Below are 18683 nucleotides of genomic sequence, written 5' to 3'. Positions count from 1 at the left end.
AAATAAAAATGATGAAAAAAATATATATAATTCTATTTCTGGCTTTGGCTTTTCAAAGCTGTGATAATTTTGATGAGGATATTAATATAAATCCAAATTTACCCAGCCAGGCTTCAGGTACTCAATTAATAGCAAACGCTGAACTTTATTTGCCAGGCTTGTCATCATCGCCCAGAGGTGAATTTTTTGCACAATATTTAGCAGAAACTCAGTATGTTGGAACTTCTTTATATCCGCAGGAGAGTACAAGTTTTTATTCGTACTATCAGGGGCCTTTAGAAAATTTACAAACCGTATTAAATAATCAGGATAATCTTAGCTCTACAGAAGGCCCTGTGAATAATCAGGTTGCTGTTGCTAAAATTCTAAGAGCTTATTTTTATTGGAATGTAACAGATCGCTGGGGTGATATCCCTTATAATGAAGCTTTAATGGGGTCAGAGAATTTTACCCCTTCTTACGACACTCAGGAGTCGATTTATTTAGATTTATTCGAAGAATTAAAAGAAGCTACATCTATTATGGTTTCTGGAAGTATTAGTAATGATATTGTTTATGATGGCGACATGGAGAATTGGCGCCTGCTCGCAAATACAATTAGGTTGTTTATGGCTTTAAGATTATCTGAAGTCGATCCTGATCTTGCTCAGGCTGAATTCGCTGATGCTTTAGACGATGGGGTTATTATGGAAAATGCTGATAATTTGGTGTATTACCATTTGGCAGAAGCAAATAATCAAAATTACTGGTATGGCCAGATTGTAGATCGAAACAGAGAATGGTGGGCATTAACTGAAAAACTGGTTACAGAGATGTTACCTTATAATGACCCAAGGTTACAAGTTTATGGGGATCCGGCTAGAGCAAGCGATGCTTATGTAGGTTTGCGATTTGGAGAAGAAGAAGCTATAGGAACTGAAGAATATTCTCTATTAGGTTCAGATATTTATGCACAGGATGCACCTGTATATCTGGTTACTTCGGCGCAGGTCTATTTTGCTATTGCTGAAGCTGTTTCACGTGGATGGGTCGCAGGAAGTGCTGAAGAGAACTATAATATGGCAATTGAGCAGTCAATTATGCAATGGACTGGTAGTGATGCTGGTGTTACCTCATTTCTAAATCAGCCAGAAGTAGCTTTCGATTCTAGTAACGCAATAGAAAGCATCGCAAATCAAAGATGGGTTCATTTATATATGCATGGATATGAAGCATGGTCCGAATGGAGAAGAACAGGTTTTCCAGCTGGTTTTGAATCTCCTAATGGAGCAGAAATTCCTTTACGCTTAAGTTACCCAGATAATGAATCATTTAATAACTCAGAGAATTATGAAGAAGCGGTAAGTCGTCAGTTTGATGGAGAAGATTTGATTTATGGTCAGGTCTGGTGGGATCAATAAGTCTTTTTCCTAAATTTTATTCTTTCAGACTAGTTTAAAAATAGATGTTTTTTCAGAGGGAACTATGCTAAGTCGATTCAATTTTAAGAAGAGGTAAAGTATTTTAAATATTTCTATTGAATTTTAATAGGAGGATTGTAGATGCGTTTTAGATTTATGGATACAGCTTGTAGCATAAAGTTAAAGATTCCATATCTTTGCAGGCTATGATTACAGAAGAAACACAGGAGTTGGTAGATAGAGGTATAATGCTTCCTTTAATGGAAGAATTTTATACCATTCAGGGCGAAGGATTTCATAAAGGGACTGCTGCTTATTTTATTAGAATTGGCGGTTGTGATGTAGGTTGCCACTGGTGTGATGTTAAGGAGAGCTGGGATGCAGGTTTGCACCCGCCAACACATGTGGGTGAAATTGTAGAAAAGGCTGTAAAGTATAGTAAAACTATTGTGGTTACCGGCGGAGAGCCGCTAACCTGGGATATGACTACGCTTACTGATAATCTTAAAAAGCAGGGATGCCAGATTCATATTGAAACTTCTGGTGCTTATCCTGTAACAGGAACCTGGGATTGGATTTGTCTTTCTCCTAAAAAAATAAAATTACCCGAGCCAGATATTTATCCTATCGCAAACGAATTGAAAGTGATTATTTTTAATAAGCATGATTTTAAATTCGCTGAAGAACAAGCTGCTCAGGTTGGTGAAGGTTGTATTTTGTATATGCAACCTGAATGGAGCAACCGAGATAAGATGATTCCGCTTATCGTAGATTACGTGATGAAGAATCCAAGATGGAAAGTATCCTTGCAAACACATAAATACTTAAATATACCATAAACAAAAAAGCCGCTAAATTGGCGGCTTTTTTCATGAAATATTATTCTGTCTCATTTGGCTACCTTAATTGGAACTTTTACATATTTCTTGTCCCATCCGATAAGTAGATTAGCACTATTTTCAGTGTCTTTTTCAAAGGACATAGATAAGGCATCTATAGCATTCTGCATAGATCTTACAGGGACATTTACCCTTACTAGGTCTAGTTTTTCACTATACTCGTAAGCTCCCCATGTAAGTGTTTTTCTATTTAAAATGATTGTCCATTCTTTTTCTTCTGGGATAGAGTATAAAGTGTAGGTCCCAGCATCTACTTTTGCTCCAGCGATCTCAACATTTTTATAGAAGGTTACTTCTGTTGCTTCATTGGCACCAGTTCTCCAAACTTCACCATAAGGTACTAACTTTCCAAAAACTTCACGATCTCTTCGTTGTGGTCTACTATAGATTACCCTAGCGATAGGCTCGTTGTTATCATTGCGATACAAAGCAATATCCATTGGACTAACATCCATCTTAGCGAAATTAGGACCTTGGGTTTGAGCAATCACACTGTTTGAATTGCTAAACCCAAAAGCTAACATCGTCAATATCAATAGTTTTTTCATAATACTGTTATCATTTATGTTTCGAGTAAATATAATAGCTACATAAAATTATGATGTTTAGAACCTGTTAAAATTTATGGAAGTTACATTGGTAAAGTGAATCTGGATAATCTTGAAAATTAAGTTTATAGGATTTTTGAATTAATTCCTTTGTCTTTTTAATTGTAATTAAAATTCTCTATAGTGTTTAATAAGTGTAAGTTCTGTTTCATATTTGTGTCAGAATTTTAAAGTCACAGTTAAAGAATTTGTTTGGATTTTAGTTCATCTTACTGTGAAACCATAAAATATTAAAGTAAACGTGTGGTTTGTTATGCCCGTGACGCTTGGATTTTTCCTGTTGTGTCATGGGCTTTTTTTGCACAAATTGTTGATAACTTAAAGGCTTTGTAGTCAGGTATTGGTTTAAAGAAATTAACGTTTTGTTATATTTGTTCGTTATTCAAAAAGAGACGAATTTAATTAACATAATATGAGCGAAGAAGCCAAAGGGAAAAAGTATTCGGCGGATAGTATACAGGCGCTAGAAGGAATGGAGCATGTTCGCATGCGACCTTCGATGTATATTGGAGATACTGGTGTAAGAGGGTTGCACCATTTGGTGTATGAAGTTGTTGATAACTCGATCGATGAGGCCTTAGCGGGACATTGTGACTCTATTAAAGTTGACATAAACGAAGATAATTCGATTACTGTAGAGGATAATGGTCGTGGTATTCCTATCGATCTTCATAAAAAAGAAGGAGTATCTGCACTAGAGGTTGTGATGACCAAAATTGGTGCAGGAGGTAAATTTGATAAAGATTCTTATAAAGTTTCCGGAGGTCTTCACGGTGTAGGGGTAAGTTGTGTAAACGCTTTGTCTACACATTTAAAAGCTACAGTTTACAGAGATGGTCAAATCTGGGAACAAGAATATGAAATAGGAAAACCTTCGTATCCTGTAAAACCTGTTGGAGAAACAGATCTTAGTGGTACGATCGTTACTTTTAAGCCAGATCCATCTATATTTCAGCAAACTTTAGAGTATAGTTACGAGACTTTGGCTAAACGTATGCGAGAGCTTGCGTTTCTTAATAGAGGTATAAAAATTGTTCTTACCGATAAAAGAGAGAAAGACGAAAAGGGAGAGTTTGTTTCTGAAGTTTTTCATTCTGAAGAAGGACTTAAAGAGTTTATTCGCTTCTTAGACGGTACCAGAGAGCCTATTATTGCTGAAGTAGTTAGCATGGAAGGTGAGAAGAATGGTATCCCTGTTGAGGTAGCGATGGTTTATAACGATACTTTTAACGAAAACCTTCATTCTTACGTAAATAATATTAATACCCACGAAGGGGGGACGCATTTATCTGGTTTTAGAAGAGGGTTAACTACGACCTTAAAGAAATATGCGGATGCTTCAGGTTTGCTTGAAAAGGTGAAATTTGAGGTTACAGGAGATGATTTTAGAGAAGGTCTTACTGCGATTATTTCTGTAAAGGTTGCAGAGCCTCAGTTTGAAGGACAAACCAAAACAAAATTAGGAAACCGAGAAGTGACTTCAGCGGTATCTCAGGCAGTTTCAGAAATGTTAGAAAACTATCTTGAGGAAAATCCTAATGATGCCAAAACTATTGTTCAAAAAGTAATTCTTGCTGCTCAGGCACGTAACGCTGCGAAAAAAGCCCGCGAAATGGTGCAGCGTAAAACAGCCATGAGTATCGGGGGATTACCTGGGAAATTATCAGACTGTTCAGAGCAGGATGCAGAAAAATGTGAAGTATTTCTTGTAGAGGGAGATTCTGCAGGGGGTACAGCAAAGCAAGGACGCGATCGTAATTTTCAGGCTATTTTGCCGCTTAGAGGTAAGATTCTTAACGTAGAAAAGGCGATGTCTCATCGTGTTTTCGATAACGAGGAAATTAAGAATATTTATACGGCTCTTGGTGTTACCATTGGAACTGAAGAAGATAGTAAAGCCTTAAACCTATCTAAGCTACGTTATCACAAAATCGTAATTATGTGTGATGCGGATGTTGATGGTAGTCACATTGAAACCCTCATTTTGACCTTCTTCTTCAGGTATATGAAAGAGCTTATCGAGCAAGGGCATATTTATATTGCAACACCACCGCTTTATCTTGTAAAGAAAGGTAGTAAGAAACGTTACGCCTGGAATGAAGAAGAGCGTGATGAGATCGCTGCAGAATATAGTGGAGGTATTCAAATTCAGCGATACAAAGGTCTTGGAGAGATGAATGCGGAACAGTTATGGGACACTACAATGGATCCTGAACGTAGAAAATTACGCCAAGTTACTATCGATAATAGTGGAGAGGCAGATCGTATATTCTCAATGTTAATGGGAGATGAGGTTCCGCCACGTAGAGAATTTATCGAGAAAAATGCGAAATACGCTAATATTGATGCATAATCTTAATTAATATATTCATGAAAAAGGTCTGGAATTTTCCAGGCCTTTTTTGTTTTGATTAATCTGCAGTTTTCGAAATGTAAATTCTTTAAATATTAGCATATAGTCTTCAAGTATTTAACCGGTCTTTATTAGTAATCCATTGTCATTATTCGTATTTTTGAAGTAGTTATTAATCGATAAATTCATAAAATGAAAGTTACAGTAGTAGGAGCTGGTTCAGTAGGTGCTAGCTGCGCTGAATACGTTGCCATTAAGAACTTCGCATCAGAAGTTGTTTTATTAGATATTAAAGAAGGATATGCTGAAGGTAAAGCGATGGACCTTATGCAAACTGCTTCTTTAAATAGTTTTGACACTAAGATTACCGGGAGTACGAATGACTACTCTAAAACTGCAGGTAGTGATGTAGCGGTAATTACAAGTGGTATCCCAAGAAAGCCAGGTATGACTCGAGAAGAGCTTATCGGTATAAATGCAGGTATTGTAAAAGAAGTTGCTGGAAATCTTATTAAGCACTCTCCAGATGTTACTTTAATTGTGGTAAGTAACCCAATGGATACAATGACTTATTTAGTGCATAAAACCACTGGCCTTCCTAAGAATAAGATTATAGGAATGGGTGGTGCATTAGATAGTGCTCGTTTTAAGTATAGATTAGCTGAAGCTTTAGAAGCTCCAATTTCTGACGTAGATGGAATGGTAATTGGTGGTCACAGTGATACAGGTATGGTACCTTTAACAAGATTGGCTACTCGTAATAGTATCCCTGTTTCAGCATTTCTTTCAGAAGATCGTTTAAACCAGGTTTCTGAAGATACGAAAGTAGGAGGTGCTACCTTAACCAAGTTATTAGGAACAAGTGCATGGTACGCTCCAGGAGCTGCGGTATCAGCATTAGTTCAGGCAATAGCATGTGATCAAAAGAAAATTTTCCCATGTTCAGCTTTCTTAGAAGGTGAATATGGTTTAAGCGATATCTCTATAGGAGTTCCAGCCGTTATAGGTAAAGATGGGTTAGAGAAGATCGTTGAAATCGAATTGAACGATGCAGAAAAAGCAAAAATTCAGGAAAGTGCAGCCGGTGTTACAAAGACTAATGGTCTATTAGAGTTGTAATTTCTCAAAGCTTAATGATAAAGCAAAAAGCCACATTTTTTGTGGCTTTTTTTTATGTTTAAAAGTTAAAATTTTCAAAAAGAAATTATTGGGATTTCATTATTGAAACGCTATATTTGTCCGTTTTTAAAAAAGACCTATAAAAATATAATTTGAGGAATAATGCAGAATAAAGGACTTATCAAAGTTTTTGCAATTTTATTTGGTTTAGTATGTATTTACCAACTGTCGTTTACATACTTAACTAATAATGTTGAAAGTGAAGCAGAAGAATTTGCCGCTCAGAAGATTGACGAGAGTGTAGAGAATTATTCAGATTTAAGAGATCAGGCAGAGCAGCAGTATCTTGATTCTATTGGGAATGAAGAAATTATTGCCGGTATCTCTTATAATGATGCTAAGGATAAAGAATTAAATAAAGGTCTTGACCTTAAAGGAGGGATCAACGTTATCTTACAAATCTCTGTAGAAGATATTATTAGAGGTTTAGCCAACGATTCTAAAGACCCTGCATTTAATAAAGCACTTACCGAAGCTAGAGAGGAATCAGTTACAAGTCAGGATGATTTTATCGATATTTTCTTTGAAAAATTTGATGCTATCCCAGATGCGAAATTAGCTTCTCCAGATATTTTCGCGAATAAGACCTTAAGCGACGATATTACTTACGATATGTCTAATGATCAGGTTAAGCCTATTATTAGAAGAAAAGTAGATGAGTCTATTACTTCTGCTTTCGAAGTATTACGTAAGCGTATCGATAAATTTGGTGTAACTCAGCCAAATATCCAGCGTTTAGGGAATTCTGGGAGAATTTTAGTAGAACTTCCTGGAGCAAAGGACGTAAATCGTATTCAGAATTTATTGCAGAGTACAGCTCAGTTAGAATTCTGGCACGTATTTAAAAATAACGAATTTGGAGGATTTTTAGCTCAGGCTAATCAGGTTTTAAAAGATGTTGTTTCTGAAGAGGAGGAAGCAACCGAAGTTGAAGATACTACAGCACAATCTGATAGTGATATCGACGATCTTTTAGCTGATGCTGAAGATAGTACCGCAGTACAAACTAATAATCCATTATTTGACCTGGTAATTGGACCAGGCGCACAGGGAGGTCCTGTTTTAGCATATTTTAATGTGCAGGATACCGCTAAAGTAAACGATTATTTAGCAATGCCACAGGTAAGAAATCTTCTTCCTGCAGAGCAGCGTTATGCTAATTTTGTTTGGGGTGTGCCAGATGATGAGACTAATGCTACTGGATTATATGCTTTAAAATCGAATAGAGATAACGAACCTCCATTAAGTGGAAGTGTAATTACAGATGCACAGCAAACTTACGATCAGGTTGGTCGTGTTGCGGTTTCCATGCAAATGGACGGAACTGGAGCTAAGATCTGGGAAGAAATGACAGGTTATGCTTCTAATAATCAAACTCAAATTGCTATCGTTTTAGATAACGTGGTGTATTCTGCGCCTGGTGTTTCTACCGGAGCAATTTCTGGAGGTAGAAGTGAGATTACTGGAGACTTTAGTATCGAAGAAGGAAAGGATTTAGCTAATGTTCTTAGAGCTGGTAAACTTCCTGCTTCAGCAGAAATCATTCAGAGTGAGATCGTAGGGCCTTCATTAGGTCAAGAGGCGATCGATAGCGGTATGTTATCGTTTGCTATTGCATTAGTATTAGTGCTTCTTTGGATGATCTTTTATTATGGTAAAGCAGGTGTTTTTGCAGATGTTGCTTTGATCGTTAACATTTTATTCATCTTCGGAGTTTTAGCTGGTCTTGGAGCTGTACTTACATTGCCTGGTATTGCCGGTATTGTATTAACTATAGGTATGTCTGTAGATGCGAACGTTCTTATTTTTGAAAGGATTAAAGAAGAGCTTGCTAAAGGAAAGTCTCAGGCAGAAGCCATAAAAGACGGATTTAGTAATGCATTATCTTCTATCTTAGATGCGAATATTACTACAGGTCTTACAGGTTTTATTCTTTTAATTTTAGGAACAGGACCAATTAAAGGTTTTGCAACTACTTTATTAATAGGTATTGCTACTTCTTTATTTACCGCAATTTTCATTACTCGATTATTTATCGATGGTTATGGTAAAAATGGTAAGTCATTAGAGTTTGTAACTGGGGTTACTAAAAACCTTTTCAAAGGAATGAATAGTGATTTCCTTGGAAAAAGAAAAGTGGCTTACATTATTTCAGGAATATTGATCGTAGTAAGTTTAGGATCTTTATTCACTCAGCAGTTAAATTTAGGTGTCGATTTTGTTGGAGGTCGTACTTACACCGTTAGATTCGATCAGGATGTTAGTCCTACTGAAGTTCAGGGTGTATTAGAGGAAAGATTTGGCAATGCAGAAGCTAAAACTTTTGGTCCTAATAACCAGCTTAAAATTACGACTAACTATAAAGTAGATGAAGAAGGTACTGGTGTAGATGAAGAAATTCAGGAAGGATTATTTGAAAGTCTTCAGGATTATCTTCCTGCTAATATTACAGAAGATGAATTTATCAATGGTTCTTCAGATAAAACTGTTGGAATTATGGAGTCTATGAAAGTAGGTCCTACTATTGCAGAAGATATTAAAGCTGCATCTTTTTGGGCAGTGCTTGGTTCTCTAATCGTAGTATTCCTTTATATCTTATTAAGATTTAGAAAATGGCAATTTAGTTTAGGAGCCGTTGCAGCAGTATTCCACGATGTTTTAATCGTTCTTGGTGTATTCTCACTACTTTATAAGTTCATGCCATTTAGTTTAGAAATTAATCAGGCATTTATAGCTGCGATATTGACGGTTATCGGTTATTCGCTGAATGATACAGTGGTTGTGTTCGATAGAATTAGAGAATTTGTAAATGAGCATACAAGCTGGGATCTTGGTAAAACAGTAAATGCTGCATTAAACAGTACTTTAAGCCGTACTTTAAATACCTCTTTGACTACCTTGGTAGTATTACTTGCGATCTTCATTTTTGGAGGAGAAAGTATTAGAGGGTTTATGTTCGCGCTAATTGTGGGTGTGGTTGTAGGTACGTATTCTTCTATCTTCATAGCAACACCAGTGATGTTTGATAGTGTGAAGAAAAAATCTTCACTTCAGGATAAAGAAAAAGAAGTTGAAGAAGAAGCTACGGCTTAATCTCAACTTTTAAAATATGAAAAAAGCCTCGCAGATTGTCTGCGAGGCTTTTTTTATGGTATCTATAATTTGTACGTTTTGGATTTTAGTAGAGAACGGTAAATTCGTATCTTTTGGTGAAGGTTTAACTTAGGTTAGTTTAGGTGTTATATTCTATTTAAAATCGCATTTGTTAGCTTATATTTTTTATTTATTGTATTGCAAGTTTATTCTTCAGTATTAGACTATAAACCAAAAGTTCTCATTAAAGCGTTCAGTACACATAATATCGCCTAATGCGGCCATAAAACAATTTGAAATTGAAGATATTTATCTTTGTAAATTGAAAAACTTTGTGAAAGTAGTCTATATAAAAATAAGGGCTAAAAACAGCTAATATTAGCTGTTTTTAGCCCTTATTTTATATTTATAAAATTATATCAATTTTATTGCGGAACACTAAAACGATCACCAGTTTTCAAATTCCAACGTTCAGACAAGCCTGCATTTATCTCTAAAATAAACTGTGCCGGAACTTCCGAAGGTAAAATACTTTCATCTAAAGGCTGTGCATCTTTTTGAAAGCTTACTATCGTGCTATCTGCATCAAAGAAAACCAGATCTAAAGGAATGTAGGTGTTTTTCATATAAAAGTTACGCATCGATTCTCGATTGTAAACAAAAAGCATTCCCTGGTTTTCTTCCATAGATTCACGGTACATTAAACCAGTTTCTCTAGAGTAATCGTCATCTGCAATTTCGATATCCAGCATATTAATAGTATCACCTTCCTTAGAAATTAAATAAAGATCTGCATCATCTCGAAATTCGATGTTTTCAGGCTCAATTTCTTTTTCTTCGTCATCTTTACAGGAGTTAAAGAAAAAGGTGGTTGCTGCTAATCCTAAAAATATGAATCGTTTTATCACTATTCTGCTGTGTTTTGAGGTTTTGCCTGTGGGCGGTACATAAAATAGAATCCTGCAATAATAAATGGAATACTAAGCCATTGCCCGGTATTTAATAACCATGTGGCACGTTCTTCTACCTGGGCTTCTTTTACAAATTCTACAAAGAATCTTACTGTCCAAAGTAATACTAAAAATAAGCCGAAAATATATCCAATTTTGAATCGCTTATTGGTTTTCCAGTATAGGTAATACAATAACAGGAAGATTAGTAAATAGCAGAAACTTTCATAAAGCTGTGCGGGATGTCTTGGGAACGATTCTCCTAAATTCTGAAAAATTACTCCGTAATCGCTTTTGGTAGGTTTTCCAATAATTTCAGAATTCATAAAGTTCCCTATTCGTACAAAAATACCTCCACTGGCCACAGGAATAACAATTCGGTCTAAAATCCATAAAACAGGCTTGTCTAAAACACGTTTTCTATAAAGGTACATTGCCGTTATAATTCCTATCGCAGCCCCATGGCTGGCAAGTCCTCTAAAGCCAGTGAATTGGAATTCTGGTTCAAATTTTACAGGTAAGAATATTTCTAATAAATGATGTTGAAAATAGTCCCAGTCGTAAAATAGAACATGTCCAAGACGAGCACCAATTAGGGTTGCTAGAACAGTGTATATAAAAAGCGAATCTAATTTTTCTAAAGCAATACCTTCGCGAGTGTATATCGCTTTCATGATATACCATCCCAAGCCAAATGCTATTAGAAACATGAGGCTGTAATAGTGAATGGTAAGTATTCCTAAATCTATCCCTTCAGAAGGGCTCCAATTAATGGCGTTAATAAGCATTATTGTGAATTTCGGTTGAAATGTAAATATACATATTTGATAAAACTTCGCCTATAAAATGAAGTTTAATCGCTTAAGTAGGGTCTATTAATTACAGACCGATTATGGAACAGGATCGTAGCCACTTCCTCCCCATGGATTACAACTTGCAATACGTTTAATAGATAACCATCCGCCTTTAAAAAGGCCATGTTTTTTTAAAGCTTCGAGTGTGTAATTAGAACAGGTTGGGCTATATCTGCAGGTTGCAGGAGTAAAAGGGGATATAAAATTTTGGTAGAATTTAACCAAAACAATAAATGGATAAATAAGCATTTTCTTAAGCATAATTATCCATTTATTGATTATTTATTTTTAATTGATGGAAAAAGTAGTTCCGTCTTTTCCGTCTTTAAGCTGAATGCCGAGCTCTTGTAATTGATCCCGAATTTTGTCGCTTGTAGCAAAATCACGATTGTTCCTTGCTTCAGCTCTAAGTTTTATTAAAAGATCTACTGTTCCTGAAAGTTTATCTAAATCATCATCTAAAGCGGTTTCACCATCGCGTAAACCTAGAATGTCGAATAAGAAATCATGAAGAGCTTGCTTCAACTCTAGTTTGTCTTTAGATGAAATTTTTAATGTTTCATCTTTTATCGCATTTATAGATTTTACAGCATCAAATAATTTTGCAATTAAGATAGGGCTGTTAAAATCGTCGTTCATGGCATCGTAGCAGGATTGTTTCCATTCAGCTAGATTGAAAGTGCTTTCTGAAGATTCTGGTAATTCATCTATCGATGCATAAGCATCCATTAATCTATTAAACCCTTTTTCACTCGCGCTAAGTGCTTCTTTAGAAAAATCTAAAATACTACGATAATGGGCCTGTAGCATAAAGAAACGTGCAACGTTAGGCGAAAATGCTTTCCCTATAACTTCGTTTCTTCCGCTAAAAAGTTCTTCAGGAAGAATATTGTTGCCTGTACTTTTAGCCATTTTTTTGCCGTTAAGCGTAAGCATATTGGCATGCATCCAGTAATGAACCGGATCTTTACCGGTTGCTGCTTCGCCTTGAGCAATTTCGCATTCATGATGTGGGAATTTAAGATCCATTCCGCCACCGTGAATATCGAATTCTTCTCCAAGATATTTAGTGCTCATTACAGTGCATTCTAAATGCCATCCTGGGAAACCATCACTCCAAGGTGAAGGCCAACGCATTATATGTTTTGGTTCTGCTTTTTTCCAGAGAGCAAAATCCTGAGGATTCTTTTTATCAGTTTGTGCAGCAAGCTCTCTTGTATTTGCGATCATATCTTCGATCGCTCTACCGCTTAATCTTCCGTAGTGCTTTTCTTCGTTATATTTTAAAACGTCAAAATAAACTGAGCCATTAGCTTCATAAGCATAGCCTTTATCGATGATGGTTTTAATGATCTCGATCTGCTCAACAATATGTCCAGTTGCGGTTGGCTCTATACTTGGTGGAAGGTTGTTAAATTTCTCAAGAATATTGTGAAAATCTACGGTATATTTTTGCACAACTTCCATTGGTTCGATTTGCTCTAGTCTTGCCTTTTTTGCAATTCTGTCTTCACCGGTTTCGGCATCATTTTCTAAATGACCGGCATCGGTAATATTACGAACGTATCTTACTTTATAACCAAGATGTTTAAGATATCTAAAAACCAGGTCGAAAGAAATAAAAGTACGGCAGTTCCCAAGATGAACATTGCTATAAACGGTAGGTCCACAAACATACATACCTACGTGGCTATCATTTATAGGTTTAAATACTTCTTTCTCTCCAGAAATTGAATTGTAAATTTTTAGCTGTTGTTCTTCGAAAAGCGCCATAAAGAGCGTAGTTTTAAGAAAGCAATTTAATTAAAATGTAGTATCTAGCTTAATGTAGTCCAAAAATTCTCTACGAACTTCTTTCTTTTTAAAAGCGCCTCCAAATTCGCTGGTTACTGTACTACTTTCAATATCTCTAATTCCACGGCTATTTACACAAAGATGCTTCGCGTCTACTACACATGCTACATCATCTGTTCCTAAAACCTTTTGCAATTCCTGTACAATTTGCATCGTCATTCGCTCTTGCACCTGTGGTCTCTTAGCGTAATAATCTACGATACGGTTCATTTTAGATAAACCTACGACAGTGCCATTAGAAATGTAAGCTACATGTGCTTTTCCAACTATAGGAAGAAGGTGGTGTTCACAGGTAGAATAAACAGTGATGTTTTTTTCTACAAGCATCTCACCGTATTTGTATTTATTATCAAAAACCGATGCTTTAGGCTTTCTTTTAGGGTCTAGCCCAGAGAAGATCTCATTAACAAACATTTTTGCTACACGTTGCGGCGTGCCTTTAAGGCTGTCGTCACTAAGGTCTAAACCAAGTGTTTGCATTATATGTTCTACATCTTCTCTTATTAGTGCGATTTTATCTGTGTCACTAACTTCAAAAGCATCTTTTCTTATAGGTGTTTCTGCACTACTTCCGGCGTGTGCATCACCCATTTCATCAATTTCATTCAAAACTTTGTCTATTTTCATGCCGTTTTACGCTATGAGTCGTAAAGTATTCATTTAGCTTGCAAAGATACACATTTAATACATTTAATACTGATTTTCCTGCGTCTTGTCTATTAATAGATTTTTGTGTTACATATTTTTATAATTTGCCGCGCAATGCGCGGAAACACAGTAAAAATATGTCTTTTTGGATGCCTGGTTTTGTTGGTTACAACACTTAGTGCGCAGGGTTCCCGTTGTTCTGAAATTCAACCTTTTTGTGCGGGAAATGGAGAGTTCGTTTTTCCAAATTCAAATCAGCTCGTGAGTGATGTAGTGGCTGGAGAAAGCGGTCCTGATTATGGCTGTGTTGAATTTCCCAGATATCCTTCCTGGTTCTACCTTCAAATTGAAAATTCTGGGGATCTTGAATTTTTAATATCTCAAAGTGAGAATGAAGATGGAAGTGGAGAAGCTTTAGATGTAGATTTTGTGGTTTGGGGTCCTTTTAATGCTTCAGATGATTACTGCAGTGACGATGCGCTTTCCGAAGAAAATCATGTGGACTGCTCTTATTCAGATGAAGCTGTTGAAATCGCAAATATCAACAACGCGAAAGAAGGAGAAATTTATATTTTTCTAATTACCAATTATAGCGAACTACCCGGATACATCAATTTGCAACAAACCAATAACGATGCTAATGCTGGTTCTACAGATTGTAATGTGTTAAACGGAGTTTTGGGCAGCGATCGTGTAGTATGTGGTGAAAATGAAACTACTTTAAATGCAGAAGCGCAAGAAGCTTTAAGCTATCAATGGTTGGTTTTCGATGAAAATCAAGGTGATTTTGTAATAATTTCGGGTGAAACTAATGCTGAGCTAAGAGTGACAGCAACGGGGAACTATCAAGTGAAAATTGAAACTGCAGATGGAGAAAGCGAAGATAGTGTAGAGGTTTCTTTTTATGATAAGCCAAAGATAAAAGAGCCTGCTGAATCTATTTTTGTTTGTGAGCAGGAGGGTGTTGCAGATCTAACCGAGAAAGAATATGAGCTTATTTCGTCTAATATCGATGAAAATGACCAAAATATTTATGAGGTTGAATATTACGAGAGTCAGGATGCTGTAGAATTGAGGAATAGGATCGAGGATCCAACTTCTTATAATGTCGAGGGTGATAAAATAGTTTTTGCAAGAATTGTTAATCTTGTTTCAGGCTGTGCTTCAGATGTGGTTGAAATTCAATTAGATTTTAGAGCTTTTCCGCAGGCAATTTTCCAGGAAAATTATCAGGTATGTGTAGATCGAGATGGCTTGTTTGCACAAGAGCTTGTTTTGGGAGAAGATTTAGGTAAAAGTTACCAATATGCATGGTATAATGGTGATAAATTGGTTTCAGAAGAGTATGATCTTTATTTATTTGAGGAATCTGCTAACCCAAATTATACTTTGGTGTTAACCGAAGAGTTTACGGGGTGCGAAATTAGTTATTCTACCACGATAGAATATTTATCTGGACCTTCTTCAATGAAAATCGATGTTTTAAGAGGTGATTTTGAAAATACTTGGAATGTAGAAGTACTTGCTGAAACTACCACGGGACATTCTTCTACTTACGAGTATTGTTTAGATGATGGAGATTTCACAAGTGCCACTATTTTTAATAATATTTCTAGAGGACTACATAAGATAGCTATTAGGGAATCTGGCGGATGTGGAGAAATCCTAACCGAAGAATTTACCGTGATTGGATATGATGCTTTCTTCACTCCAAATGGAGATGGATTTAACGACCAATGGCGAATAACACAAAATGCAGATTATAAAGTACTTCGAATTCGGATTTTTGATCGTAATGGTGTGTTTGTAAAAGAACTTGATCCAGAAGGTACAGGTTGGGATGGAACGGTGAATGGAGAGCTTTTACCTGAAGATGATTATTGGTTTAATTTAGAATATGTGAACTTTAATTCTAGCAGTAGGCATAACTTTAGTTCTCACTTTAGTCTTATGAAATAAAAAAGCCTAATAAAACGAAGATTTTCGCATATTAGGCTTTCTTGTAAATCGCGAGATTTACTCGATAATTGAGATTTTAATATTATAGTCCAAAACTTATTGAAAATACTAAGCTTGAAAATTCTCTGTCTATAGTCGCTCTATTGGTTAAACCAACCTGGTAAAGCGCTATACTTTCGGAATATTGTGTATTAGTATAAGCGGCATCAATTTTAAATGCACCAAAACTATAGCCGATACCTGCAGAATATCCATCAAGATCACTCATAGTAACACCATCTTCGTAAGGACTTTCATCATAACGATAACCTCCTCTTAAACTCCAGTTGTTAATTCTATATTCTCCACCAATTTTTACGCTAGAAGCTGCTTTTAGGTTTTCAGAAATAATATTGTTTTGCACCATAAACTCTGCATCATCTGCTGGTTGAAATTCGGTATTCGAAAAGTCTTTATAACTGTAATCTACACTAATTAAACCTTGTCCACCAAGAACTATTGCCGCACTACCGGTAATTTTACCTGGTGTCCTTAAGGTGTATTCAGGATAAACATTAACTACATCTGGATTTACGATTACACTATCATCATAAAGGTCGCTATACGTACGTAAAGATTGAGTTGCTTCTTCTCTTATATTGTACCAGGTAGGAGAATCATAAGTTGCTCCAATTCTAAACTGGTCTGTAATTTTATAAATACCCCCTATTTGGGCAGAAAAACCATCACCATTTGTACTGAGGGAATTTATAAATGAAATTTCATTTGTTTCGCTTCCGCTATTAATGTTTCTTTCAAAATAACGAGTCGTACGATCGTAATTTATGAAGTGGCTATTCAGGTTTACACCCAGGTATAGTTTCTTTTGGAATTCCGCAGCAAAGTTAAATGAAATCTTACCGTTTAGTCCGGTAGATATATAATTGTAATCATTCTGAAATTGTCCCGGTGATAATAAGGAATAATAGCTTGTATTATCTAGATCTTCACTTTCTGGTTCTATGATATATCCCTGATATCCTAAAAAGGCCTGCTGAGCACCAAAACCTTCATTTTCTCCAAGATAAGAGTAAAGGCCGTCAATGGTTTCATCGTCGTAGGGAATTAATAGATCTAAAGGAACACCCTGTGCATAGTTTAGGAAGTAAGAATCGATAGAACTGTTGCTGGTACCGTCTGCTCTAAAGGCGTCTTCAAAATTATTTTCTTCGGAATAATTTACCCCAAAACTAAATTTTGTGAATTCACTATCACCATTTGAATTGAAAATTAAAGCAACACCAGCCTGATTCAAGTTAAAATCATCATTTTCTGAATTGGTGATACCATTAAAATATGAAGTTGTATTCTCCTTTGAAGCATCAGAAAATGTTAGGGTAGCTGCACTATTTAAAAATACGGCCGAACTTGCCGGGTTTATTCCTATGGCAGAAATATCTCCACCAAGAGCGCCAAAAGCACCACTCATTGCCTGGAATCTTGCTGTACCTTTAAGATCCGTATTCGAATATCTAAAAGCATCGGTTATATCCTGAGCATTCAGATTGCAGAAACATAAAAATGTCAGTGTAGTTAAAGTTAAAATCTTTTTCATAATCTAGGTGTTATATTCAAATTTAGGCAATAAAAGACCCTACAGTAGTAACTGTAAGGTCATTATTGTATTTGGTTCAATTTTATCCTCTTCCGCCTCGGCCACCTCGAGAACTTCCTCCTCTAGATGCGCCACCAGAAGATCTACTACCTCTTGATGAACTTCTTCCTACAGAACCAGAACTTCTGGTTGGAGAAGACGTTCTAACAGAAGATGATGATCTTCTTGGAGTGGTAGTTCTTGAAGATTGATAAGAAGAGTTACTAGAAGATCTTCCTACAGATGATCTTGATCTTGAGTTGCTTCTGCTGTAAGTTGAACTAGAAGTTCTTCTATTAGATCTTGTGTATACGTTATTGTTATCACGATCTGCAACTCGGCTTCTGGTAGATGAAGATCTACTATTACGTGAGTTACTATCGGTGTTTCTTATATCTCTAATTCTTCTGGAATAAGAAGAATTACTTCTGGTTCGAGACCTTGCAGTAGTATTGTCTCTTCTACTTACAGTATTATATGAGCTTCGTGTATTACGTCTAGAATTGCTGTAAGCAAATTGTGGGCGATTGTAATGGTTGTAATTATTTGCATAATATCCGCCATATCTACCTAGCCATCCTGTATTGTAACCATATCCATAACGCCAAGGGTTGTAAAAGCCGCCCCAGCCGAATGCCCAGCCTGCACCGTAATAAGGATTACCCCATCCCCAATTTACACTCCAGTAAGGATCATAAAAACCATTCCAACCATAGCCACCCCAGCCCCAGCCATAGCCGTAACCATAATTAAAGTAAGGGTTATAAAAACCACGTCTCCATGGGCTGTAAAAGCCATAATTGAAACCTGTATTGTAAATATTTATTGTTGTATCATCAGCGTCTCCCTGTCCCCAAGGTGCGTACGATCCATTGTAGGCCATTGTTCCTTCCTCATCGTACATTTCTTCATCTTCGCTATACTGGGAATTTGAAGAGTAAGAATCGATATCAGTAAACACAACATCTTCCTGCATTGCATTTTCTATCATATCTGCTTGCTGTGCAAACATATTCTTATAATAGGAGTTAGCCTCTTTGAGTTTTTCCTCTCGCTGCTCATTAGCATTTTGAGGTCTTTCGTAACCAGTGCGGGGGCGATCTACAGGTCTGGAAGATTCTCCATAAATACCATCGCTATATCCTGAATATTGGTAAGAACCACATGATGCTAATAATAGCAATATCACAGGCGTGAGAAAAACTGAAGTTCTGTGAAGTAAATTTGAATTGCGTATCATTAGCTAGTTATTT

14 protein-coding genes are annotated in these 18683 nt (G+C 36.2%); 6 read left to right on the top strand and 8 right to left on the bottom strand.

From position 1 onward, the window contains the following. Nucleotides 1–8 precede the first annotated feature (8 nt). Together BM201_RS12235 and BM201_RS12230 are read left to right on the top strand one after the other, a co-directional pair. Nucleotides 9–1400, top strand: coding sequence for a SusD/RagB family nutrient-binding outer membrane lipoprotein (locus tag BM201_RS12235; protein WP_092543044.1), 1392 nt, complete (start codon nucleotides 9–11; stop codon nucleotides 1398–1400). A gap of 206 nt (nucleotides 1401–1606) precedes the next feature. Beyond that, the gene (locus tag BM201_RS12230; protein WP_092543042.1) at nucleotides 1607–2239 is read left to right on the top strand and encodes a 7-carboxy-7-deazaguanine synthase QueE; all 633 of its coding nucleotides are present in this window, start codon (nucleotides 1607–1609) and stop codon (nucleotides 2237–2239) included. 50 nt (nucleotides 2240–2289) lie between these two features. On the opposite strand, the gene BM201_RS12225 is transcribed toward BM201_RS12230, so the two are convergent. After that, entirely contained in the window at nucleotides 2290–2847 is a 558-nt protein-coding gene (locus BM201_RS12225) for a DUF2911 domain-containing protein (protein ID WP_092543040.1), read from the bottom strand. A gap of 472 nt (nucleotides 2848–3319) precedes the next feature. Between BM201_RS12225 and gyrB the strand changes: the two genes are divergently transcribed. The 3 genes from gyrB (at nucleotide 3320) to secDF (ending at nucleotide 9532) form a co-directional block, all read left to right on the top strand. After that, a complete protein-coding gene (gene gyrB / locus BM201_RS12220; protein ID WP_092543038.1) occupies nucleotides 3320–5260 on the top strand; it encodes a DNA topoisomerase (ATP-hydrolyzing) subunit B in 1941 nt (646 codons plus the stop codon). A gap of 192 nt (nucleotides 5261–5452) precedes the next feature. Next, nucleotides 5453–6379 carry a malate dehydrogenase gene (gene mdh / locus BM201_RS12215; RefSeq protein ID WP_092543036.1) on the top strand — a complete coding sequence of 309 codons (927 nt, stop codon included), beginning with the start codon at nucleotides 5453–5455 and terminating at the stop codon, nucleotides 6377–6379. Nucleotides 6380–6541: 162 nt separating this feature from the next. Beyond that, nucleotides 6542–9532 carry a protein translocase subunit SecDF gene (gene secDF, locus BM201_RS12210; RefSeq protein ID WP_092543034.1) on the top strand — a complete coding sequence of 997 codons (2991 nt, stop codon included), beginning with the start codon at nucleotides 6542–6544 and terminating at the stop codon, nucleotides 9530–9532. Nucleotides 9533–9957: 425 nt separating this feature from the next. On the opposite strand, the gene BM201_RS12205 is transcribed toward secDF, so the two are convergent. From BM201_RS12205 to folE, 5 genes are all read right to left on the bottom strand, one after another. Beyond that, nucleotides 9958–10440 (bottom strand): DUF192 domain-containing protein, encoded by a 483-nt coding sequence (locus BM201_RS12205; protein ID WP_394333745.1) that lies wholly within the window; start codon nucleotides 10438–10440, stop codon nucleotides 9958–9960. Further along, a complete protein-coding gene (gene lgt, locus BM201_RS12200; protein ID WP_092543032.1) occupies nucleotides 10440–11270 on the bottom strand; it encodes a prolipoprotein diacylglyceryl transferase in 831 nt (276 codons plus the stop codon). Before lgt ends, BM201_RS12205 begins: the two co-directional genes overlap by 1 nt. Before the next feature lie 102 nt (nucleotides 11271–11372). Further along, complete coding sequence (yidD, locus tag BM201_RS12195; protein WP_092543030.1) at nucleotides 11373–11597, bottom strand: membrane protein insertion efficiency factor YidD; 225 nt, start codon at nucleotides 11595–11597, stop codon at nucleotides 11373–11375. 27 nt (nucleotides 11598–11624) lie between these two features. Next, entirely contained in the window at nucleotides 11625–13109 is a 1485-nt protein-coding gene (gene cysS, locus BM201_RS12190) for a cysteine--tRNA ligase (RefSeq protein WP_092543028.1), read from the bottom strand. A 30-nt stretch (nucleotides 13110–13139) separates the two neighbouring features. After that, nucleotides 13140–13817 carry a GTP cyclohydrolase I FolE gene (gene folE / locus BM201_RS12185; RefSeq protein WP_092543026.1) on the bottom strand — a complete coding sequence of 226 codons (678 nt, stop codon included), beginning with the start codon at nucleotides 13815–13817 and terminating at the stop codon, nucleotides 13140–13142. Between the two features lie 135 nt (nucleotides 13818–13952). Here folE and BM201_RS12180 point away from each other — a divergent pair, with 135 nt between their 5' ends. Beyond that, nucleotides 13953–15797: a T9SS type B sorting domain-containing protein gene (locus tag BM201_RS12180; RefSeq protein WP_092543024.1), complete on the top strand. Its 1845-nt coding sequence runs from the start codon at nucleotides 13953–13955 to the stop codon at nucleotides 15795–15797. Nucleotides 15798–15879: 82 nt separating this feature from the next. Here BM201_RS12180 and BM201_RS12175 read toward each other — a convergent pair whose 3' ends face one another. Together BM201_RS12175 and BM201_RS12170 are read right to left on the bottom strand one after the other, a co-directional pair. Next, the gene (locus BM201_RS12175; protein WP_092543022.1) at nucleotides 15880–17391 is read right to left on the bottom strand and encodes an OmpP1/FadL family transporter; all 1512 of its coding nucleotides are present in this window, start codon (nucleotides 17389–17391) and stop codon (nucleotides 15880–15882) included. An 82-nt stretch (nucleotides 17392–17473) separates the two neighbouring features. After that, entirely contained in the window at nucleotides 17474–18670 is a 1197-nt protein-coding gene (locus BM201_RS12170; protein ID WP_139219227.1) for a hypothetical protein, read from the bottom strand. Nucleotides 18671–18683 lie beyond the last annotated feature (13 nt).

Origin of the sequence: Zunongwangia mangrovi (assembly GCF_900112105.1) — a bacterium.
Classification (GTDB): domain Bacteria; phylum Bacteroidota; class Bacteroidia; order Flavobacteriales; family Flavobacteriaceae; genus Zunongwangia; species Zunongwangia mangrovi.
This window is presented reverse-complemented; position numbering and strand designations above follow the sequence as displayed.